The organism is Gordonia malaquae, assembly GCF_037148075.1.
In the GTDB taxonomy this organism is placed as follows: domain Bacteria; phylum Actinomycetota; class Actinomycetes; order Mycobacteriales; family Mycobacteriaceae; genus Gordonia; species Gordonia malaquae.
This window is the reverse complement of the sequence record NZ_JBBCUB010000004.1, coordinates 155922-176649: the sequence shown is the minus strand read 5'-3', so window position 1 is coordinate 176649 and position 20728 is coordinate 155922. Positions and strand designations below refer to the sequence as shown.

22 protein-coding genes are annotated in these 20728 nt (G+C 67.6%); 12 read left to right on the top strand and 10 right to left on the bottom strand.

The genetic code is table 11. The annotated features are described in order from the left end of the window. The first annotated feature begins 23 nt into the window (after positions 1 to 23). The 5 genes from WFK36_RS15245 (at position 24) to WFK36_RS15225 (ending at position 4335) form a co-directional block, all read left to right on the top strand. Positions 24 to 1727 carry a cytochrome c biogenesis protein DipZ gene (locus WFK36_RS15245; protein ID WP_336792685.1) on the top strand — a complete coding sequence of 568 codons (1704 nt, stop codon included), beginning with the start codon at positions 24 to 26 and terminating at the stop codon, positions 1725 to 1727. 64 nt (positions 1728 to 1791) lie between these two features. After that, on the top strand, positions 1792 to 2082 hold the full coding sequence (locus WFK36_RS15240) for a type VII secretion target (protein WP_157436025.1): 291 nt from the start codon (positions 1792 to 1794) through the stop codon (positions 2080 to 2082). Beyond that, positions 2079 to 3008: a C40 family peptidase gene (locus tag WFK36_RS15235; protein ID WP_008379893.1), complete on the top strand. Its 930-nt coding sequence runs from the start codon at positions 2079 to 2081 to the stop codon at positions 3006 to 3008. Before WFK36_RS15240 ends, WFK36_RS15235 begins: the two co-directional genes overlap by 4 nt. A 24-nt stretch (positions 3009 to 3032) precedes the next feature. Next, entirely contained in the window at positions 3033 to 3683 is a 651-nt protein-coding gene (gene upp / locus WFK36_RS15230; RefSeq protein WP_008379890.1) for a uracil phosphoribosyltransferase, read from the top strand. Between the two features lie 28 nt (positions 3684 to 3711). Continuing rightward, on the top strand, positions 3712 to 4335 hold the full coding sequence (locus tag WFK36_RS15225; RefSeq protein WP_336793079.1) for a YoaK family protein: 624 nt from the start codon (positions 3712 to 3714) through the stop codon (positions 4333 to 4335). Here the strand turns inward: WFK36_RS15225 and WFK36_RS15220 are convergent. The 3 genes from WFK36_RS15220 to WFK36_RS15210 are packed head-to-tail and all read right to left on the bottom strand — an operon-like array spanning position 4316 to position 7274. After that, complete coding sequence (locus WFK36_RS15220) at positions 4316 to 4948, bottom strand: hypothetical protein (RefSeq protein ID WP_336792683.1); 633 nt, start codon at positions 4946 to 4948, stop codon at positions 4316 to 4318. The genes WFK36_RS15225 and WFK36_RS15220 overlap by 20 nt on opposite strands. After that, positions 4945 to 6468, bottom strand: coding sequence for a phospho-sugar mutase (locus tag WFK36_RS15215; protein WP_336792682.1), 1524 nt, complete (start codon positions 6466 to 6468; stop codon positions 4945 to 4947). The genes WFK36_RS15220 and WFK36_RS15215 overlap by 4 nt, the downstream gene beginning before the upstream one ends. Beyond that, positions 6468 to 7274: a purine-nucleoside phosphorylase gene (locus WFK36_RS15210; protein WP_336792681.1), complete on the bottom strand. Its 807-nt coding sequence runs from the start codon at positions 7272 to 7274 to the stop codon at positions 6468 to 6470. Before WFK36_RS15210 ends, WFK36_RS15215 begins: the two co-directional genes overlap by 1 nt. A 49-nt stretch (positions 7275 to 7323) precedes the next feature. On the opposite strand from WFK36_RS15210, the gene WFK36_RS15205 reads away from it, so the two are divergent. Then, positions 7324 to 8019, top strand: coding sequence for an enoyl-CoA hydratase/isomerase family protein (locus WFK36_RS15205; RefSeq protein ID WP_008379883.1), 696 nt, complete (start codon positions 7324 to 7326; stop codon positions 8017 to 8019). Next, complete coding sequence (locus WFK36_RS15200; protein WP_336792679.1) at positions 8019 to 9182, top strand: amidohydrolase; 1164 nt, start codon at positions 8019 to 8021, stop codon at positions 9180 to 9182. Before WFK36_RS15205 ends, WFK36_RS15200 begins: the two co-directional genes overlap by 1 nt. Positions 9183 to 9440: 258 nt before the next feature. On the opposite strand, the gene WFK36_RS15195 is transcribed toward WFK36_RS15200, so the two are convergent. Continuing rightward, complete coding sequence (locus tag WFK36_RS15195; RefSeq protein WP_008379879.1) at positions 9441 to 9929, bottom strand: gamma-glutamylcyclotransferase family protein; 489 nt, start codon at positions 9927 to 9929, stop codon at positions 9441 to 9443. A 95-nt stretch (positions 9930 to 10024) separates the two neighbouring features. On the opposite strand from WFK36_RS15195, the gene WFK36_RS15190 reads away from it, so the two are divergent. Genes WFK36_RS15190 through WFK36_RS15180 form a run of 3 tightly spaced genes read left to right on the top strand, consistent with a single transcriptional unit; the run spans position 10025 to position 13513 of the window. After that, entirely contained in the window at positions 10025 to 11428 is a 1404-nt protein-coding gene (locus tag WFK36_RS15190) for an NAD(P)H-quinone dehydrogenase (protein WP_336792678.1), read from the top strand. 37 nt (positions 11429 to 11465) lie between these two features. Beyond that, entirely contained in the window at positions 11466 to 12866 is a 1401-nt protein-coding gene (locus WFK36_RS15185; RefSeq protein WP_336792677.1) for an MFS transporter, read from the top strand. Beyond that, a complete protein-coding gene (locus WFK36_RS15180; RefSeq protein ID WP_336792676.1) occupies positions 12863 to 13513 on the top strand; it encodes an ArsR/SmtB family transcription factor in 651 nt (216 codons plus the stop codon). The genes WFK36_RS15185 and WFK36_RS15180 overlap by 4 nt, the downstream gene beginning before the upstream one ends. Before the next feature lie 6 nt (positions 13514 to 13519). On the opposite strand, the gene WFK36_RS15175 is transcribed toward WFK36_RS15180, so the two are convergent. From WFK36_RS15175 to glpK, 3 genes are all read right to left on the bottom strand, one after another. Continuing rightward, the gene (locus WFK36_RS15175) at positions 13520 to 14005 is read right to left on the bottom strand and encodes an SRPBCC family protein (protein WP_008379872.1); all 486 of its coding nucleotides are present in this window, start codon (positions 14003 to 14005) and stop codon (positions 13520 to 13522) included. Between the two features lie 31 nt (positions 14006 to 14036). Beyond that, positions 14037 to 14378 carry an ArsR/SmtB family transcription factor gene (locus WFK36_RS15170; RefSeq protein ID WP_008379871.1) on the bottom strand — a complete coding sequence of 114 codons (342 nt, stop codon included), beginning with the start codon at positions 14376 to 14378 and terminating at the stop codon, positions 14037 to 14039. 68 nt (positions 14379 to 14446) lie between these two features. Continuing rightward, a complete protein-coding gene (glpK, locus tag WFK36_RS15165; RefSeq protein WP_052005422.1) occupies positions 14447 to 15895 on the bottom strand; it encodes a glycerol kinase GlpK in 1449 nt (482 codons plus the stop codon). A 113-nt stretch (positions 15896 to 16008) separates the two neighbouring features. On the opposite strand from glpK, the gene WFK36_RS15160 reads away from it, so the two are divergent. Together WFK36_RS15160 and WFK36_RS15155 are read left to right on the top strand one after the other, a co-directional pair. Beyond that, positions 16009 to 17751 (top strand): glycerol-3-phosphate dehydrogenase/oxidase, encoded by a 1743-nt coding sequence (locus WFK36_RS15160; RefSeq protein WP_336792675.1) that lies wholly within the window; start codon positions 16009 to 16011, stop codon positions 17749 to 17751. A 63-nt stretch (positions 17752 to 17814) separates the two neighbouring features. Next, entirely contained in the window at positions 17815 to 18708 is an 894-nt protein-coding gene (locus WFK36_RS15155) for a DUF2268 domain-containing putative Zn-dependent protease (protein ID WP_336792673.1), read from the top strand. A 19-nt stretch (positions 18709 to 18727) separates the two neighbouring features. Here the strand turns inward: WFK36_RS15155 and WFK36_RS15150 are convergent, their stop codons facing one another. The 3 genes from WFK36_RS15150 to WFK36_RS15140 form a co-directional block, all read right to left on the bottom strand. Further along, positions 18728 to 19156 (bottom strand): pyridoxamine 5'-phosphate oxidase family protein, encoded by a 429-nt coding sequence (locus WFK36_RS15150; protein WP_336792672.1) that lies wholly within the window; start codon positions 19154 to 19156, stop codon positions 18728 to 18730. A gap of 138 nt (positions 19157 to 19294) precedes the next feature. Beyond that, positions 19295 to 20146: an LLM class F420-dependent oxidoreductase gene (locus WFK36_RS15145; protein ID WP_336792671.1), complete on the bottom strand. Its 852-nt coding sequence runs from the start codon at positions 20144 to 20146 to the stop codon at positions 19295 to 19297. Further along, entirely contained in the window at positions 20143 to 20640 is a 498-nt protein-coding gene (locus WFK36_RS15140) for a nuclear transport factor 2 family protein (protein ID WP_336792670.1), read from the bottom strand. The genes WFK36_RS15145 and WFK36_RS15140 overlap by 4 nt, the downstream gene beginning before the upstream one ends. Positions 20641 to 20728 lie beyond the last annotated feature (88 nt).

The following is a 20728-nucleotide window of genomic DNA, read 5'->3' as shown; positions in this document are numbered from 1 at the left end:
GCGTGGTCAGTGAGGAGAGTGTCGTGCTGACGGTGATTCTGGTCGGGTTGGCAGGCGGGCTGGTGACAGGAGTGTCACCGTGTGTGCTGCCGATGCTGCCGATCGTTTTTGTGACCGGCGGATCGCGATCGGCGGTGTCCGACGACGCAGAGGATCCCCCGAATCGATGGCGGACTCCCGCGATCATCGCCGGAATCGTCACCAGTTTCAGCATCATCTCGCTGCTCGGCACACTGATCCTCAGCGCACTCGGGCTGCCGGATTCGGTGTTGCGGTGGACGGGCATCGTCCTGTTGATCCTGATCGGTGTCGGGCTGATCGTGCCGCAGGTGTCCCATCTGTTGGAGCGGCCGTTCGCGCGGATGCCTGCGTTCACCTCCGCAGGGCGAGGTGGACGCTTCGCGCCGTACCTGCTCGGCATCGGGCTCGGAACGCTGTACGTGCCGTGTGCCGGTCCGGTCCTGGCTGCGATCTCGGTGGCCGGTGCCACCGGTCAGATCGGTTGGCGGACAGTGGTGTTGACGGTGGCCTTCGCGATCGGCGCGGCGCTCCCGCTCGCGGTGTTCGCCGCTGCCGGGGCATCCCTATCGAGGAGGCTCGCGGCGTATCGCAGTCGTCAGCGCACCTTCCGAATCGTCGGCGGCGTGGTGCTCATCGGACTCGCTGCGGCACTGGTGGTGGACGCCCCGGCCCGTCTGCAAGCGGCACTTCCCAGTTACACGGCGGCCGCCGATCGTGCGCTCTCCAACTCTGATGCCGTGAACGACGCGCTCGGTCGCTCGAACTCCGGCGACGCCGCGTGCCGCGGGGAGGCAGACGGTCTCGCCGACTGCGGCGCGGCACCCGGGTTCGACGGCGGTGGGCGATGGTTCAACACCGCTGACGGTCGGCCGTTGACTGCTTCCGACCTGCGTGGACGAGTTGTCCTCGTCGACTTCTGGACCTACTCGTGCATCAACTGTCTGCGCGACGGCCCGCACGTTCGACAGTGGTACGACGCGTATCGGAGCGCCGGATTGGTCGTGGTCGGTGTGCACACTCCGGAGTTCGCGTTCGAGAAGGACTCGGGCAACGTGGCGTCGGCCATCGGGGCCGAGCGCATCGACTATCCGGTGGTGCAGGACAACGACTACGCGATCTGGCAGGCGTTTGGCAATCGCTACTGGCCCGCCAAGTACCTGATCGACGCCACGGGTCGGATCCGCGCCGCGAACTTCGGGGAGGGGCGTTATCGCGAGGTCGAGAACGGCATCCGGGACCTGCTGCGCGCGGCGTCGCCCGGTGCGGTTCTGCCCGCGCCGGTGAACACGGCCGACACGTCGGCGCCGTCCAGCGCCGTGTCACCGGAGATGTACCTGTCGTCGACGCGCGCGAGTGGCGTCTACGCGGGATCGCCTGACCTCACCAACGGGCCGAACGACTTCTCGCTCGCGGCGCGACAACCCGACGATACGTACGGGCTCTCCGGTCGATTCGACGTCGGGGACGAGTCGGTCACGGCTCGGGCCGAGGCTCGGATCCGGCTGGCGAGCACAGCCGACGACGTGAACGCGGTTCTCGGCGGCAGCGGCCGGGTAGTGGTGCACCAGGACGGACGTCCCGACCGGGTGATCGACGTCGACGGCGTCCCTCGCCTGTATCGGCTGACAGACGGCGGTCCCCGAAGCCGGCTGCTCACCTTCGACGTCTCGCCTGGCGTCTCCTGGTTCACGTTCACATTCGGTTGACGCGACACGCCGGACACCGTGGAACCGAACGCTGATTCTGTGCGTCCAACTGAGTATGAAGGCAGTGACAGTTGACCAGACCGCACTACGCACGGTCGCCGACGCGCAGCGGGGCGCCGCCGACCGGGTTCGTGACCAGGCCGACGCCGAACGGCTCGACACCGGCGCATTGGCGCCGGTCTTCGGACTGATCGGCGCCGGATTCCTCGCCGCCCTCGCCGACGTGACGGTGCAACGGACAAGGAAGCTCGACGCATTGTCGACGGCACACACGAACACGTCGGTCGGAACCACGGCGGCCTGCTGCGCGTACACCTGCTGTGACGCCGACGGTGCCAAGAAGGTGACGGCATGATCGCCGACGTGCTCATCGCGCCGCTGAAGGTGCTGATCGCAACGCTGGGCACCGGTGACCTTCCCACGGGGGCCACCGCAGCGCTGGCTCAGTCGACACAGACCCTCGGAGCGGCTGCCGACCAGTCCGAGCGGACGATGACGGCGACGTCGGCGCGATGGCGGGGGACCGGCGCTGACGCGGCGGCGGCCAGAGTACGGGTCCTGGCGCAGACCGACCGCACCGTCGGAGACGACGGCGCCGATGTCGCCACCGTCATCGCAGCGGCGGCCGCGCACGTCAAAGCGGCGAACACCGAACTGAACGGACTTGTGGACTCCTTCGTCGCGGCCGCCGGTGCGCTCGGGTCCGTCGCGACTCCTGCCGGGCTCGCCGCATTGGTTCCGCTCGCGCTCGACCACATCGAGCGTGGAGTCGCGGTGGTCAGGCGGGCGCAGACTGAACTGGCTGACGACACGGCGGCGCTGGAGCGGCATCGGGCGCCCGCTGAGGTCAGTCCGCGAGGCGCCGGGCCGACCTCGGTCGGCGGAACGGGGACGCAGGTCGTGCTGCCCGACGGGACCGTGGTGCAGGCGCCGAACGAACGTGCCGCACGTGCCGTGAGGGCGGCATTGAGTGTCCAAGGCACCCCGTACGTGTGGGGAGGCACCACCACCGACGGTTTCGACTGCAGCGGATTCACCCAATGGGCGTATCGACAGGCCGGACTCGATCTGCCGCGACTCGCGCAGGATCAGGACCTCGCGGGCGTCCAAGTGTCGCAGTCTGAACTGATGCCGGGTGATCTCGCAGTCTGGTCCGGTCACGTCGCGATGTACATCGGGAACAACCAGTTCGTCGAGACCGGAGGCGATCCGGTGGGTGTCACGCCTCTGCGGACGACCAACGCCGGGCAGACCTTCGAGGGCTTCTACCGCCCGAGGTGATCGGGCCCGGCATAAGATCTGCGCATGACTTCGGCTTCCGACGACGGCGTGCATGTGCGCGTCGTCGACCATCCGCTGACCCGTGCCTGGCTGTCGATCTTGCGAGACCAGGCCACCGACAACACGGCGTTCCGCAGCGCGCTCGCCCGCCTGTCGCAGATGCTGGTTTACGAGGCGTTCGCCGACGTGGACGTCGATGAGATCGACGTCCAGACGCCGGTCGCCGTCGCGCCCGGAGCACGCGTCTCGACGCCACCGATGTTCGTGCCGGTCCTTCGTGCGGGTCTGGGCATGCTCGAATCGGCGCTGGCGGTGCTGCCCGACGCCAGGATCGGATTCGTCGGTGTCGGACGCGACGAGGAGACCGCGCAGCCCGTCGAGTACCTCGCGTCATTGCCCGCGGACCTGTCCGGCCAGCCCGTCTACGTGCTCGACCCGATGCTCGCGACCGGAGGTTCGCTGATCCACACGCTCGACCTGCTCGCCGAACGCGGTGCCACCGACCTCACCGCGGTGTGTGTCGTCGGCGCTCCGGAAGGCGTCGCCGCACTGCAGGGGTCCGCGCACCGCGGCCTGCGCCTGGTGATCGGCGCGATCGACGAGCATCTCAACGAGGACTCGTTCATCGTGCCGGGACTCGGCGACGCAGGCGACCGCCAGTTCGGCCCCCGCTGACTCGGTGCAGTCTGCACGTGGCCGCGAGGTGGCCCTGGCACTCGTGCTGGCCGCCGTAGCGGGAAGCCTCGACGCGATCGGATTCTTGCACCTCGGCGGGTACTTCGTCTCGTTCATGAGCGGCAACACCACGCGCATGTCGGCGGAAGCCGTCGACCTGCGCTGGGCCGATGCCGGGCGTGCGGTCGGTCTGATCGTGCTGTTCTTCGTCGGCGGCGTCATCGGCGCACTGCTCTCCCGAGTGCGCGACGGCCGCGTCACCGTCCTGGCGGCGTCGACTCTGTTGGTGGCCGCTTCGGCCGCGCTGAGTGTCATGTCGTCGGCAGTCCCGCCGATCCTCGGGGTCGCAGTCGCGATGGGCGTCATGAACGCGACGTTCCTGCGGGACGGCGAAGTGTCGATCGGGCTGACGTACATGACCGGGACGCTTGTCAAAGCGGCCCAACAGGTCGGTGCGGCGTTGCTCGGCGGTCCCCGGTGGAGGTGGGTCCGCTATCTCGGCATGTGGTCGGCGTTGGCCGCGGGCTCGCTGCTCGGTGCGCTGCTCTACGTCGCGTGGGGCGTGTCGGCGCTGTGGCCGGTCGCCGCGGTGATGGCGGTGGCCACCGTCGCTGCGTGGCGGGTGCGGAGGGTCAGTTCACCCAGGAACTGATCATGGGCTCGACGGTGGGACTGTCGCCGGGTACGAGGATTGTCAACGCGGACGGCGACACACGGTAGACGGTGCTGCCGTTCTGCGCGTCGAAGGTGTCGCCCGACCGGCTCGGATACCCGACCTCGATCGAGTCGCCTTCCGCGTAGCCCTTGTAGTACAGGCGTGAGGTGTCCGAACCGACCTGGCAGATCACGACGTGCGAGCGTGCGGTGTAGCCGACGAACACGGCGTCGTCGTCGGCGTTGCATCGTGCCGCGCTGATCGATGTGAATCCCTGCCGGTCGGCGCCGATCACGGTGGGTGCGTCGTGGGTCTGTGTGGTGGTGGCCGGCGACGGCGTGTAGGTGGTCGTCACGTCCGGCGTCCCGGTGACCGTCACCGTCGACTGCGATACGGGCCCCTGCTGGACGGTCGAGGAGGATGTGGGTCCCGCGGTATCGGAGTTGTCGCTCTTGGCGAAGTACACCGCGGCGATGACACCGCCTGCCAGGACCACGACGCCGGCGATCACCGCGGCCACCACAGCGGGGGACGACCACTGCGACCGAGGAGGCTCGGGCGGATTCGTCGGATACTGGTTCGGGAACTGCCCGTTCGGCGGGTAGGTCATCGGTTCGACTCCTCGGTGCGTGACGCGTCCAGCACACTGTCGACTGCGCGTTGCAAGGTGGCGGCCGCGCGGTCGCGGACTGCCCTCACGGTATCGATGTCGGCAGGCCGGGTCACCTGGCCGTAGAACTTGATCTTGGGTTCGGTGCCGCTCGGGCGCACCATCACGCGCAGCGTTCCGCCTGCGTCGTCGCTCCCGACCAGTTCAAGGCCGTCCGTCCGCAGTCCGTCAGTTCGGTCGGCGTAGTCGGCGACCGTCATCGTGAAGCCGCCGACTGCGGTCGGGGGTCGTTCACGTAACCGACGCAGTAGTGCCGCACCCTCGGCGGCGTCGTCGAAGCGAACCGACTGTTGGCTGGTCACGTGGACCCCGTGTCGGGCCATCAGGGTGTCCAGTGCCGCCGACAATCCGCCGCGATCCTGCCAGGCTCGGGCGATCAACGCGCACGCGACTGTCGCCCCGACGCCGTCCTTGTCTCGGACGGCGTCGGGATCCACGCAGTGCCCGAGCGCTTCCTCGTACGCGTAGACGAGTGGTTCACCGGCGCGGACCAGCCATTTGAACCCGGTGAGGGTGCGGCGCGCGTCAAAGCCTCGCGACACGGCGATCGTGTGCATCAGCGTTCCCGACACGATCGAACTGGCGACCACCGAACCCGAGGGGGCAGCCTGCATGATCGCATCGCCGAGCAGGGCGCCGGTCTCGTCGCCGGTCAGCATGCGCCAACTGTCGCCGTCTCGGACCCCGACCGCGCACCGGTCCGCATCCGGATCGAGGGCGATGAGGAGATCGGCGTCCACGCGGCGGCCGGTGGCGAGCAGGAGGTCGGTCGCTCCGGGTTCCTCCGGATTGGGGAACGCGACGGTGGGGAAGTCCGGGTCGGGGGCGAACTGCTCGGGCACCGTATGGACGTCGGTGAAGCCGGCGTGGGCAAGTGCCTCGACGGCAAGCGCGCCGCCGACTCCGTGCATCGCGGTGAGCGCGATTCGCACCGGCGGACCGTCAGAGCGAGGGAATCGGGCGGCGAGCCGTGCTAGATAGTCGTCGCGGATCCGGCCGCCGCGGCCATCGTCGACCGGCGTCGTGCGCCGGACGGATGAGGGATCGACCGCGCCGATCGCGGCTTCGATGTCCCGGTCGTCCGGGCTGATGAGCTGTGCACCTCCATCGAGGTACACCTTGTAGCCGTTGTCGGCGGGCGGATTGTGCGACGCGGTGATCATGACGCCCGCCGCTGCGTCCAACGCACGGCAGGCGAACGCGACGAGGGGCGTCGGGCCGGGCTCGGGCAGGCCGACGACATCGAACCCGGCACCCGCGAACACCTCGCGCGCGGAGTCGGCGAACGCCTCGGACCCGTGGCGGGCATCGCGGCCGACCACAACGGTCCGTCCGGCGTCGCCATTGTCGACGAGCCATGCGGCGAGGCCGGCGGTCGCACGCACGACGTTCTCCACATTCATGCCGTCGGGACCGTCGCGCACCGGACCGCGCAGACCGGCGGTCCCGAACGACAGCATCAGGCGATCTCGGAGATCACCGAGCGGAGCAGTGCGCCCATCCGCGTGGCCGACTCCCGGCCCACGGCGAGCACCTCGGCGTGATCGAGCGCCTCACCGGTGATGCCCGCGGCGAGATTTGTCACCAGCGACAGACCCAGGACGTCGACGCCCGCGGCACGGGCGGCGATCGTCTCGTGGACCGTCGACATGCCGACGAGGTCGGCGCCCATCGTCGCCAGCATGCGGATCTCGGCGGGCGTCTCGTACTGCGGGCCGGGCAGCCCCGCGTACACGCCGTCGACGAGGTCGGGATCCACTCGCCGAGCGATCTCGCGCAGCGACGGCCGGTACGCGTCGACCATGTTCACGAAGTGCGCGCCGCGCAGCGGTGAGCGACCGGTCAGATTGAGGTGGTCGGAGATGAGCACTGGCTGACCGACGGACAGCCCCGGAGCGATGCCGCCCGCAGCATTCGTCAGGACGACGGTGTGGGCACCCGCCGCGGCAGCGGTTCGGACTGGATGGACGACCCGGGCCAGGTCGTGGCCCTCGTACGCGTGTGTGCGCCCCAGGAGGACGAGCACCCGGACGCCTTCGAGTTGTACCGACCGGATGACACCTGCGTGACCCTGTGCAGACGGTGGTGTGAAGCCGGGTACGCGGACCATCGGGATCTCGGTGACCGGCGTCCCTATCGCGTCGGCGGCCGGCGCCCATCCGGACCCGAGCACCACCGCCACGTCGTGTCGGGTGCAGTCGGTCTCGGCGGCGATGGTGGCTGCCGCGGCGATCGCGGCGGCATCGGGGTCGACGGTCGGATCCATGGGACAAGCCTAAGATACGGTTCTCAGCCCTACGATATGGTTCTCAGCTATGCCGTACTTGAACGTGACCGATGACGCAGCCGAGCTCTATCTGGGCGCCGAAGGCGTCGAATTGGACGAGACCAATCCGGAGAACCGATTCGGCGTCGAGTGGATGCCGTCGGTGACCGCTCTGATCGACGAGGCGGTCGCCGCGCGGAAGCCGCTGATCATCTCGGCGACCGGAAAGTTCTTCTCCAACGGCCTCGACACCGACTACGTGTTCGCCAACGGTGACAAGCTTCCCGCGTACCTCGACACCGTCCACGCGTTGTACGCCAAGGTCTTGACCGTTCCCGCGCCGGTGATCGTCGCGATCAACGGCCACGCGTTCGGTGCGGGCGCGATGCTCGCGCTGTGTGCGGACCACCGAATCATGCGCAACGATCGTGGGTTCTGGTCGCTGCCCGAGGCTGCGCTCAACATGCCTTTCACTCGCGGTATGGCCGCGCTGGTGCGCACCCGCATGCCGGATGCGACCGCCACCGAGGCGATGCTGACCAGTCGTCGGTACGGCGGCGACGACGCTGTCGCCGCCGGGATCGTCGACGAGGCCGTCGGTGCCGACGCGCTTCTCGAACGTGCTCGCGAGGTGGCCCGCACGCGGACCGCGCTCGTCGGCGACAACCAGGCCGTCATCAAGCGCGGCCTGCGTCTGCCGCTGCTCGATGATCTGAACACGCCGACCCCGGCGACTCTCCTCTGATGAATCCGGTCATCGAGGACTGGCTCGCCGCCAACCTCGACCAGGCGATCGCCCTGCGGCGTGAGATCCACGCGTCGCCCGAGCTGTCGATGGCCGAGACGAAGACGACCGCGACCGTCGTACGTGTCCTGACCGAGGCCGGTCTCGCCCCGACCGTGCTGCCCAAAGGCACCGGTGTGGTGTGCGATCTCGGACCGGTCGACGCACCGCGCATCGGTCTGCGCGCCGACCTCGACGGGCTGCCCGTCCCCGAGCAGACCGGCCTGCCGTTCGCGTCGCGCAACGAGGGCGTCTCGCACTCGTGCGGACACGACGCGCACGCCGCGATCCTGATGGGCGTCGGCATGCTGCTGAACGAGATCCACAAGGCGGGCGACCTCAAAGTCGGTGTGCGCCTGCTGTTCCAGGCCGCCGAAGAGGTGATGCCCGGAGGAGCGCTCGACGCGATCGACGCCGGGGTGACCGACGGGCTGAGTCGGATCTTCGCGTTGCATTGCGACCCCCATCTCAAGGTGGGCACCGTGGGCCTGCGACCCGGGCCGCTCACGTCTGCGGCCGACCGAGTGGAAGTGCATCTGCACGGGCCCGGCGGTCACAGCTCACGCCCGCACCTCACCAGCGACCTCGTGTACGCGATGGGCGCGATCATCACCGGGCTGCCCGGCATCCTGTCGCGCCGCGTCGACCCGCGGTCGGGGACCGTCATGGCCTGGGGCGCCGTCCACTCCGGCAACGCTCCGAATGCGATCCCGCAAGAGGGTCGCATGCGCGGCACCGTCCGGACCGGTGATCACGAGACGTGGCAGCTGCTCGAACCGCTGGTCCGCAGCGTGATCGGCGAGATCGCGGCACCGCTCGGCGTCGCGTGCGACATCACATACTTCCGCGGTGTGCCGCCGGTGGTGAACGACGTCGACTCGGTCCAGATGCTGCGTCACGCCGTTGCCGGAATCGGTCCCGATGCGGAGGTCGACACACCGCAGTCGCCCGGCGGGGAGGACTTCGCCTGGTACTTGGAGAAGGTGCCCGGCGCTATGGCTCGACTCGGCGTGTGGAGCGGCACCGGACCGATGTGCGACCTTCACCAACCGAACTTCGACATCGACGAACGCGCACTCGGCGTCGGGATCGCGACCCTCGCCGGAGTCATTCTCGGCGCTTGACCTTGACCGACTCGCGCGAACGACTCCAGTTCCCCGACTCCAGCGCCTCTGCGCCGCAGTTTGGCAAGCGACGCGACTTCCTGCCCGTTGAGCGCCTTCGACTCGCAAGCTCGCTCAAGACCCGCGCAGCGAGTCGAAGTGTGCCGTCACCATGAGCTATCTCGTGTGATCGTCAGCGTGTCTGTCGCGACGCTTCGACTCGCTTCGCTCGCTCAACGAGCAGGAGGATCGCGCGTGCAGGGGAAGTGGAGTGACTGGTCAGTCGTCGTCGAGGGGCGCGGCGGGGCCGGGGCCGACGTTGCGCGCTTCGTGCAGGCGGAGGCGTTGGACGTAGTCGGCGGGTGCGCCTGCGACTTCGGCGGCGTCCGCCATCACACCGAGGTACCGGGCCGACGGAAGGCCGCCCTCGTAGCCGTCGATCACGTACAGCCACGCCAGCACGGGCCCGTCAGCGGTGTCGACGCGCGCCCGGATCTTGCGGTGGACACCGAGCTCGGTGCCCTCCCACTGGTCGAGATTCTTCTCGTCCTCATCGGGAACGTCGTACAGCACCACGAACACTCGAGCGTCCGGGTCGTCGCGGTCTTCGGTGACGGTCGCGAGGGATCCCTCCCAGCCGATGTCGTCGCCCGCGAACGTCAGCCGCCAGCCGCACAACCAGCCGGTCGACGACATCGGCGAGTGGGGAGCTCGCTGCAGCATCTGCGCAGGATCCATGTTCGAGGCGTACGCGGCGTAGATGGGCACGCGGCCAGCCTATTCGCTTCCGCGATGCGGCGGAACCGCGACCCGGCTAAGTTTGAGTAGTCAATCCGTCCCACTTCGTACAGGAGCGTGCCACTGTGTCCAGAATCGTCATCATCGGTGGAGGCCCGGCCGGGTACGAGGCGGCACTGGCCGGCGCAGCGTACGGCGCCGACATCACGATGATCGATTCCGACGGACCCGGCGGCGCCTGCGTCCTGTGGGACTGCGTTCCGTCCAAGACGTTCATCGCATCGACCGGCATTCGCACCGACGTCCGACGCGCACAGGACCTCGGCGTCCGCGTGCAGGTGGACGCCTCACAGATCGACCTTCCGCGCATCCACCAGCGCGTGAAGGACCTCGCGTTCGCGCAGTCGGCCGACATCCGTGCGCGCCTCACCTCCGAGGGCGTCAAGATCGTGTCGGGGCGTGCACGACTCGCAGACACCAAGCCGGGTATCGGTGCGCACACCGTCGTAGCCACTCTCAAGGACGGCACGGAGCAGGAGTTCGAAGGCGACGTCGTCCTCATCTCGACCGGCGCATCACCGCGTGTGCTTCCGACTGCGGTGCCCGACGGCGAGCGCATCCTCAACTGGCGACAGCTGTACGACCTGACCGAACTGCCAGAGCACCTGATCATCGTGGGCTCGGGTGTCACCGGAGCCGAGTTCGCCCACGCCTACACCGAGCTCGGAGTCAAGGTGACCCTCGTGTCGAGCCGCGACCGTGTGCTCCCGCACGAGGACGAGGACGCTGCACTCGTTCTCGAGGACGCCTTCTCCGAGCGTGGAGTCACACTCATCAAGCACGCTCGTGCCGATGAGGTGACGCGCGACGAGACCACTGCGACAGTTCACCTCGCGGACGGCAAGACCGTCGTCGGAACGCACGTCCTGATGACTGTCGGCTCGGTTCCGAACACGGAGGGCCTCGGGCTCGAGGATGCGGGCGTCGCGGTGGACCGTGGTGGCTACATCACCGTCGACCGCGTGTCGCGCACCTCGGTGCCCGGCATCTACGCGGCAGGCGACTGCACGGGCCTGCTGCCCCTCGCATCCGTCGCCGCCATGCAGGGCCGCATCGCGATGTACCACTCGCTCGGCGAGGGTGTCAGCCCGCTGCGGCTCAAGACCGTCGCGTCCGCGATCTTCACGCGTCCGGAGATCGCCAACGTCGGAGTGTCGCAGAAGGCGATCGACGCGGGGGAGTACCCGGCCCGCACCGTGATGCTGCCGCTCAAGACCAATCCCCGGGCCAAGATGTCCGGGCTGCGTCGTGGCTTCATCAAGATCTTCTGCCGCCCCGCGACCGGTGTGGTGATCGGTGGCGTCGTCGTCGCGCCGAACGCCTCAGAACTGATCCTGCCGATCGCCTTGGCAGTGGAGAACAAGCTGCAGGTGTCCGAGGTCGCGAGCACGTTCTCGGTGTACCCGTCGCTGTCGGGTTCCGTCGCCGAGGCCGCGCGTCAGCTCGTTCGGCACGACGACCTCGACTGACTGGACCACGAGCACATACTCTAATAATCTTTGGAATATGGGTGCTTGGCGTGAGTTGATGGGGCGCGATCATCGTGCGTCGGTGATCGTGATGGCCGGTGGCGTGGCCTTGTACGCGATCAACGTGTATCTGACGACGAGTCTGCTGCCGAACGCGATCGCCGACATCGGCGGCGAAGAGCTGTACTCGTGGACGATGACGGTGTTCCTGGTGGCGTCCGTCATCTCGTCGATGCTGGTCAGTCGCCTCCTCGCGCGGTTCGGGGCGCGATGGTCGTACTCGACCGGATTCATCGCCTTTGCAGTCGGCACCGCGATCGCCGGCGGTGCGCCGACCATGGTCGTCATGCTCGTCGGGCGAGGACTGCAGGGGCTCGCGGCCGGGCTCCTCGCAGGCCTCGGATTCGCCGTCGTCAGAACGGTTCTGCCGCCGAACCTCTGGCAGCGAGCGATCGCCTTGATGTCGGCGATGTGGGGCGTCGGCAATGTCGTCGGTCCGATCGTCGGCGGATTCTTCGCGCAGATCGGGCTCTGGCGTGGAGCCTTCGGCCTTCTCGCGGCGATCGCCCTCGGTCTGGTCGCCCTCACGTTCCGCGCTCTTCCGTCGGGCGCGGGGGCGGGTGTGTCGTCCGACCCGGTGCCGTGGATCTCGCTCGCCCTGTTGACCTCGACGGCCGCTGCAGTCAGCATCGCGTCGATCGTGGACGGCGCCGCCACTGTCGCGCTTCTCGGCGTCGCGGCGATCGCGGCGGCCGCGTTCATCCTGTACGAGCGTGGCGCGACCAGTCGAGTACTGCCTGAGATGACGTACCGGGGGCGCTCGCCGCTGCGCTGGATCTACCTCGCCATTGTGGTGCTCGCCGCGGTGTCGACCGTGGAGACGTTCATTCCGCTGTTCGGTCAGCGGATCGGCGGCCTGTCGCCTCTTGCGGCGGGCTTCCTCGGCGCGGCGATCTCCTGGGGTTGGACCATCGCATCCATCTGGAGCAGTGGTGCCGAGACCGATCGGATGCGGCGGGCGGTGCGGGTCGCGGGGCCGATCGTCCTCGGTGTCGGTCTGCTGGCCTACGGGCTGCTGCAGGTGGCGGATCCGGGCGGCTGGGTGGTCGTCGGGTGGTACGTCACGCTGTTGTTCGCGGGGTGTGGCATCGGCATGGCCATGGCGCACTGGTTCACCGCCGGAATGCGGGTGAGCACCGACGACGCGGAGGCTGCACAGGCCTCTGCCGGTCTCAACACGAGCCAGCTCATCGCCAACGCTTTCGGGTCGGCGCTCGCAGGTGTGCTCGTCTCCCTCGGCGGACCCGACATCGTCGACTCGGCGCGCCTGCTGAGCTTCGGCTTCGCGGTTCTCGCAGTGCTCGGCGTCGTAGTCGCGTTCGCCGAGTTCTCTGCTGCGAGAGCGTGGCGACGCGAACCGGTGGAGGCGTCGTCGTGAGTGGCGACGACGAGATCTACAGTCAGCTGTCACGTATCGGCAAGGCGCTGTCGAACCCGTTGCGACTGCGCTTGCTGGATCGGCTCGAGACGGGGGAGCACACCGTCGAAGAGCTCGCCGACGCCACCGGACTCCCCGTCAAGAACACGTCGGCACAGCTGCAGCAGCTCCGTGCGGCGCAGTTGGTCCAGTCACGGCGTGAGGGTGTCCACATCCACTATCGGATCGCTGACAGCGCGACGTCGGCCTTCCTCGGCGCGTTCGCCGACTACGCGGCGGGTTCACTCGCGGAACTGCGAGACGAACTGGCCGATCTGTACCGGCGACGCCCGCCGATGGAGAGTGTCGACGTCGCCGAACTCGACCGCAGGCTCCGTGAGGACGACGTTGTGCTCGTCGACGTGAGGTCCGCGGACGACTACGCCCGAGGCCACGTCGAGGGCGCCGTGTCGATTCCGGTCGCAGATCTGGACCGCAGGATTGCGGAGCTTCCCGAATCTGCGGACGTCGTCGCCTACTGCTCGGGGCCGTACTGCCTGGCCTCGGCAGACGCTGTCGCCGTGCTCGTCGGTCTGGGCCGGTCCGCGAAACGAGTGAACGGCGGGATCACCGCATGGGTGCGATCCGGCCGTCCACTCGTGGTGTGACGAACGTCAGGCGGCGAGCAGTGCGTCGATCTGGTTGATCGCCATCGACGCGCCTTCCACAACACCCATCTCGAGGACCTTCTGGAGGTCTTCGGCGGACGCGTAGGTCGACGTGTACACCGCCCGTGTGCCCGTCTCGGTCGGTGAGAACTCGTAGACGTTCGTCGACACCGGCATCCCGTCGACCGGGTTGAGGTCGCCGTCGGCGAATCCGTCGGTGAACGAGAACGAGGTCGTCGCGTCGATGGCGGTGAACTTCCACCAGCCGCCGAACTTCTCGCCTTCGGGCGAGGTCATGTAGTAGCGGGCCTGGCCGCCGGGCGCGAAGTCGAAGTCGACGAACGTGGCGGGGTACGTGGGCGGACCCCAGATCTGCTCGAGCTGACGCGGGTCGGCGTACACCTGCCATACCCGGTCGACGGGTGCCGCGAACTCCGCGGTGATCGTGAGGGTGAGGTTGTCGAGGTCGGGGGTTGCTGAGATGACAGGCATGGCTTCGTCTCCTTGTGTGATGGGTGGTGAGTCAGTGGGATTCGGGTGGGTCGGCGGCGAGGAGCTCATCGATGCGGGCGATCCGTCCGCGCCAGATCTGCTCGATGTCGGCGAGCATCGACGTCACCGAGCGGACGGCGTTCACGTCGCCCGAGGCCAACTGCTGCCGGCCGTCGCGCCGCTTGGTCAGCAGTCCGGCCTTCTCGAGAACGGCGACGTGTTTCTGCACGGCGGCGAAGCTCATCGTGTACTTCTCCGCCAGTGCGCTGACCGAGTGCTCCCCGGCGAGGACACGGCGGAGAATGTCCCGCCTCGTCCTGTCGGAGAGCGCGTGGAACATGGCGTCCGCCCTGTCCTCGTCGTCCTCGGTCATGTCTCAAACATACAACCATTCGGTTGTATGTCAAGAGGTTCTGCGGCTCGATGTGGTCGAAATCTGAGTCAGGCCAGGTCGAAGCTGTGCTCGACGGCCTTGTTCCAGCCTGCGAAGAGCGCAGCGCGGTCGGCGTCGGGCATCGACGGATCCCAACGTCCGCCCTGCGCCCAGTTCGCGCGGATGTCGTCGGTGCTCTCCCAATAGCCGACGGCAAGGCCCGCCGCGTACGCGGCGCCCAGAGCGGTCGTCTCGTTCACGACGGGTCGGACGACGGGTACCGACAGGATGTCGGACTGGAACTGCATCAGCAGTTCGTTCAGGACCATTCCGCCGTCCACTTTCAGCGTGTGGAGGGTGACCCCGGAGTCGGCTTCCATCGCCTCGATCACTTCGCGGGTCTGGTATGCGGTGGCCTCGAGCACTGCGCGGGCGATGTGATTTCGGTTCGCGAATCGGGTCAGTCCAACGATGACGCCGCGCGCGTCGGCACGCCAGCGCGGTGCGAAGAGACCGGAGAACGCCGGGACGAAGTAGACGCCGCCGTTGTCGTCGGCCTGCTTGGCGAGCGTCTCGACTTCGCGAGCATCGGAGATGAGACCGAGATTGTCGCGCAGCCACTGGACGAGCGATCCGGTCACCGCGATGGAACCTTCGAGCGCGTAGCGTGCGTCTTCTCCATCGAGCCGGTAGCAGACCGTGGTCAGCAGGCCGTGCTCGGAGTAGACGGGCTCGGTGCCGGTGTTGAGCAGCAGGAAGTTGCCGGTGCCGTACGTGTTCTTCGCCTCTCCGGGCTCGAGGCACGCCTGACCGAACATGGCCGCCTGCTGGTCGCCGAGGATGCCTGCGAGCGGAACGCCGGGCAGTGCGCCTTCCTTGCGCAGCGGGGCGATAACGCCAGAGCTGCTGCGGATCTCCGGCAGCATCGACATGGGTACGCCGATCTCGGCGCAGATCTCCGGATCCCACTGCAGGGTGCTCAGGTCCATCAGCAAGGTGCGCGACGCGTTCGTCACGTCGGTGACGTGCAGTCCGCCGTTCGGACCGCCGGTCATGTTCCACGCGAGCCACGAATCGATCGTGCCGAAGGCCAGCTCGCCTCGTTCGGCGCGTTCGCGGGCGCCGTCGACGTTGTCGAGGATCCACCGCACCTTGGGGCCCGCGAAGTACGCGGCGAGGGGGAGCCCGGTCCGCTTGCGGTAGCGGTCGACGCCACCGTCTTCGGCGAGTTCCTGGCAGATCGCATCGGTGCGCGTGTCCTGCCAGACGATGGCGTTGTAGACGGGCTCGCCGGTCGCCCGGTCCCACACGACTGTCGTCTCGCGCTGGTTGGTGATGCCGCAGGCCACGATGTTTCCGGGCAGGATCTCCACAGCGGCGAGAGCGGCGGCGGCGACCCGTCGGGTGTTGCGCCAGATCTCGACCGCGTCGTGCTCCACCCAGCCTGCGCGGGGGAAGATCTGCTCGTGTTCGAGTTGTTCACTCGCGACCACTGTCCCGGCGCGGTCGAAGACCATCGCGCGCGTGGAGGTGGTGCCCTGATCGATCGAGACGACGTACTGTCCGGGAGAACTCACGTTGGACAGTGTGTCACGTCACATCCGGTTACTCTCCGGTAGGCTCGATGCCCATGGACAGCGAGTTCAACCCCGACCGGCCCGCCGACCTGAGCCCCGCTTACCGCGATGAGGCATGGCGACGACTCGGCACCGAACAGTTCGACATCGTCGTCATCGGCGGAGGTGTCGTCGGAGTCGGTGCGGCGCTGGACGCTGCGACTCGTGGCCTGCGGGTCGCGCTCGTCGAGGCGCGCGACATCGCGTCCGGTACATCGAGCCGTTCGTCCAAGATGTTCCACGGCGGTCTGCGCTACCTGGAGCAGTTCGAGTTCGGGCTCGTCAAAGAAGCGCTGCGCGAACGCGAACTGTCGCTGCGTCTCCTCGCGCCTCACCTGGTGAAACCGCTGCCGTTCCTCGCGCCGCTCACCCGACGTTTCTGGGAGCGGCCCTACATGGCGGCAGGCCTTTTCCTGTACGACAGGATGGGCGGCGCGAAGTCGGTCCCCGGCCAGAAGCACGTCTCGCGGTCCGGTGCGCTGCGGGTGGCGCCCGGACTCAAGCGCAGCTCGCTGATCGGTGGGATCCGGTACTACGACACCGTTGTCGACGACGCGCGCCACAGCCTCACCCTCGCCCGCACGGCATCGAACTACGGTGCGGTGGTCCGCACCTCGACTCAGGCGATCGGATTCCTCACCGAGGCCGACCGAATCAAGGGCGTCAAGCTTCGCGACAGCGAGACCGGCGAGACCACGGAAGTCCGTGCCCACTGTGTGATCAACGCGGCCGGTGTGTGGACCGATGAGGTCCAGGCGCTGTCGAAACAGCGTGGCCACTTCACTGTCCGCGCCTCCAAAGGCGTGCACATCGTGGTGCCCCGCGACCGGATCGTCAGCGAGACGGCGATCATCCTGCGGACCGCGAGTTCGGTGCTGTTCGTGATCCCGTGGGAGACCCACTGGATCATCGGCACCACCGACACCGACTGGAACCTCGACCTCGCGCACCCCGCTGCGACGCGCAAGGACATCGATTACATCCTCGATCGAGTCAATACCGAACTGGTCACCAAGCTGACGTACGACGACATCGAAGGCGTGTACGCAGGACTCCGGCCCCTTCTCGCCGGTGAAGACGAAGGCACTTCGACACTCTCGCGCGAGCACGCGGTGGCCGTCGTCGCGCCGGGGCTGGTGTCGATCGCGGGCGGCAAATACACGACGTACCGCGTGATGGGCGCCGACGCCGTCGACGCGTGCACCGACTACCTGCCGTCACGGGTGGCGCCGTCGATCACCGAGCGGGTGCCGCTCGTCGGCGCCGACGGCTACTTCGCGCTCATCAACCAGTGTGAGCACCTGGGGCAGCGATTCGGACTGCATCCGTATCGCATCCGCCGGCTCCTGAACCGCTACGGTTCACTGCTCGACGACGTGCTGTACGACGCGGAGGCCGACCCGTCGCTGCTCAAGCCACTCGACGCCGCGCCGCAGTACCTGCGCGCCGAGGTGGTGTACGCCGTTGCGACCGAGGGCGCCCTGCACCTCGAGGACGTACTCGCTCGTCGCACGCGGATCGCGATCGAGTACAGCCATCGCGGAGTGGACTGCGCTCGCGAAGTGGCTGAACTGATGGCCCCGATCCTGGGCTGGGACGAAGCGACCACAGCGTGGGAGGTCGAGAACTACACGGCGCGAGTGGAGGCAGAGATCGCGTCGCAGCGACAGCCCGACGACTCCTCCGCGGACGCCCTGCGCGCCGCTGCGCCCGAGGCACGACGAGAGATCCTCGAGCCTGTTCCCGTTCCGGAGTAGGTGTGTTGGCCCTGGACCCACGAGCTTGAGTCTCACCTGACGTCAGGCTCTACCGTCGGCGGCATGACGATCTCAGTGATTGACAGCGCGGCGGCGATGACGGCGATACTCGATGGGGAAGAGGGCTCACGGGCTGACGGTGTCCGTGCGATGTGGTCACCAATGCGTGACATGTATCGGTTCGTTCCCGGCCAACTCGACCTGGAGCAGGTGCACCGGCAGAACTTCGGATTTCCGGTTGTCGGTGCGACCGATGTCGTCCGCGGGGCAGTCGACCGACTGGCCGAGCACGACGCATGGAACCGGCTGAGTGAGGCGCTGAGACGTGGGGCAGACACGATCGCAGCCGCTGTTCCCGGCGTCGTGGTGCCTGATCTGACTGTCCTCCTCGTCGTCGGTGACCCGACGAATGCACACTTCATGGATGAGGTGAGAGGTCTTTCGGCCTTCGGCGGGATCAGCGGCTTCATCGTGATCACGGTCTGGCCGACCGACGTCGTCCTGGACCGCCTGGAAGCGATCGCAGTGCACGAACTCCACCACAACGTCCGATACGCCCCAGGCGGAATCGTGTGGGATCCGCAGACCGTAACCGTCGGTGAGCAGGTCGTGGCCGAGGGGCTTGCCGACCACTTCGCCGTCGAACTGTGCGGCGATCTGGGATACACCCACTTTGTCTCCCAATCGACGCGCGACGACTACGCCGTCGTCGCGAAGGTCGCGTCAGGGCTCGACGTGACGGGGATGCAGAACTTCACCGCGTGGATTCACGGGGACGCTACCGCGAGCCTCTTCGGGACTGCGCCGGTCGGCGTTCCCACCGGCGCCGGGTATGCAGCGGGCGAGAGAATCGTGTCGGCGTACCTGGAAGCCAACGCGGTCACCGCGGCGCAGTCCGTGCACATCGACGCGGGTGAGGTCATCGGATTCGCACGCGAAACCATGCTTCCCAGATGACCTCACCCTCGCCAGATCGTCAGGAGATGATTCGCTGAGGCTCCGGCCCGATCGTGAAACGTCGCCCGGCGACACGGTCAACGGTGATCTCGACGTACTGCGTCTTCAACGTCGGGATCCATGGGCGCAGTGGGGTCTGATCGGCGCGCAGGACCTCGTCGGTTGTGACGAGGACGCGGGCACGTCCTCGGGCGACGACACTCCAGCCGACCCTGCTGGTGAAAGCGTCTGTCTCGAAGACGACGTGGCTGTTGACCGCCATCATCGACAGTTTGGTGCCCTCCGCAGTTCGCAGGAGGATCGTCCCCGCCGCGGCGTCGACGTGGACGTTCACCGGGAAGATGTCGGGACGGTCATCCACGGACACCGCCACCCGACCGAAGACGGTGCCGGTGAGCATCTCCCACGCTTGGTCGTCGGTCATCACGGTCACCGGATCGTTGCTCATGCCTCCATTCTTGGACCGGATGAACGCCGAGGCGAGGGGCGATGGTCACGTGTGCGCGGGGCGGAAGACTCATCTCGCCACGTTGGCGACGTTCCTCGGTTCCAGACCGGGAAACGTCGCCGACGTTGACGCCGGGATCTACCGGAACGGCGCGACGGCGGTCGCCAACTCGGCGATGAAGGTCTCGACCGCGTCTGCCGTGTCGTCGGGAAGTGAGAAGATCACTTCGGATACGCCGACGTCTCGCCACCTCGCGAGGGCGCCGGGATCCGGAGTGTCTCCCAGCACGACCACCCGCGGCGACCCGTCGCGGCCGGCCTGCTCCCACAGCGTTGTCAGGCGTTCGATGCCGCCTTCGACTGCCTCCTCGATCGGAGTGGTGATCCAACCGTCGCCTGCAGCGACGATCCACTCGAAGTTCTTCTCCGTTCCGCCTGCACCGAGGAGGATCTCGGGTCGAGGCTGCTGCACTGGTTTCGGCCAGGCCCAGCTGGGTCCGAAGGACACGAACGGCCCGTCGTGCTCGGCCTCGCCGGACGTCCACAGCGCCTGCATGGCGGCGAGGTAGTCCTTGAGCGCAGTCCGTCGTTTCGCGGGCGGAACGCCGTGATCTGCGAGTTCCTCGAGGTTCCATCCGAACCCGACGCCGAACGTGACCCGACCGCCCGACAGGTGATCGAGAGTTGCGATCGTCTTCGCAAGCGCGATCGGATCATGTTCCAGCGGAAGTGCGACGGAGGTGCCCAAACCGATCCGCTCGGTGACCGACGCGGCCGACGCGAGACTGACCCACGGATCGAGTGTTCTGAGATACCGGTCGTCGGGCAGAGTCTCGTCGCCGGTCGCCGGGTGGTTGGAACTCCTGACGACGGGAATGTGCGTGTGCTCGGGGACGTAGATGTGGTCGAAGCCGTGTGCCTCCGCGGACCGAGCCGCCGCCGCCGGAGTGATGCCTCGATCGCAGGTGAACAGCGACACTCCGAACTTCATCCGATGCTCCCGAACGTTCCCTCGGACACCGTGGCCGCCGGATCGAGGGGACGCGTCATCGACCAGGTCTCAGTGAAGGAGCACGTCGACGTCTTCCACCGACCGTCTTCGATGACGTACTCGTCTCGGTACTCGCCGGTGGAGACGGTCTCGGTGTTCTCCAGGAGATTGACCTGGCGGAACCGCAATGTCCACCTGCCGGTCGCGGTGTGCTGTCCGGTGAGCGTGATGTCGGGATGCATGCCGTGATGCATGTCGAAGATGACGTGTTTGCCGTCCACCGTGTGGAGCGCGACCTGCTCGAAGATCTGCGCCATGGGCTCGACGTCGTCGAACGAACCGAGCCTGCCGTAGTCGATGCGTGCGCCGGACGATATGAACGCGTCCCGGAAGCCTTGCGGATCCTTGGCGTCGCAGGCCCTCCAGTATCGGTACTTGAGCGTCTTGATCTCCTCGATCTGTTCGAGTGCGTCGATGCGTTCGGCGATGTCCACGGGCAGGTCCTTCTCTCAATTCTCCGATGGCAGGTTCCGCCGAACGTAGGACGCCGCGGGCTCGCGCGGGGTGGGACGGCCCGCTGGA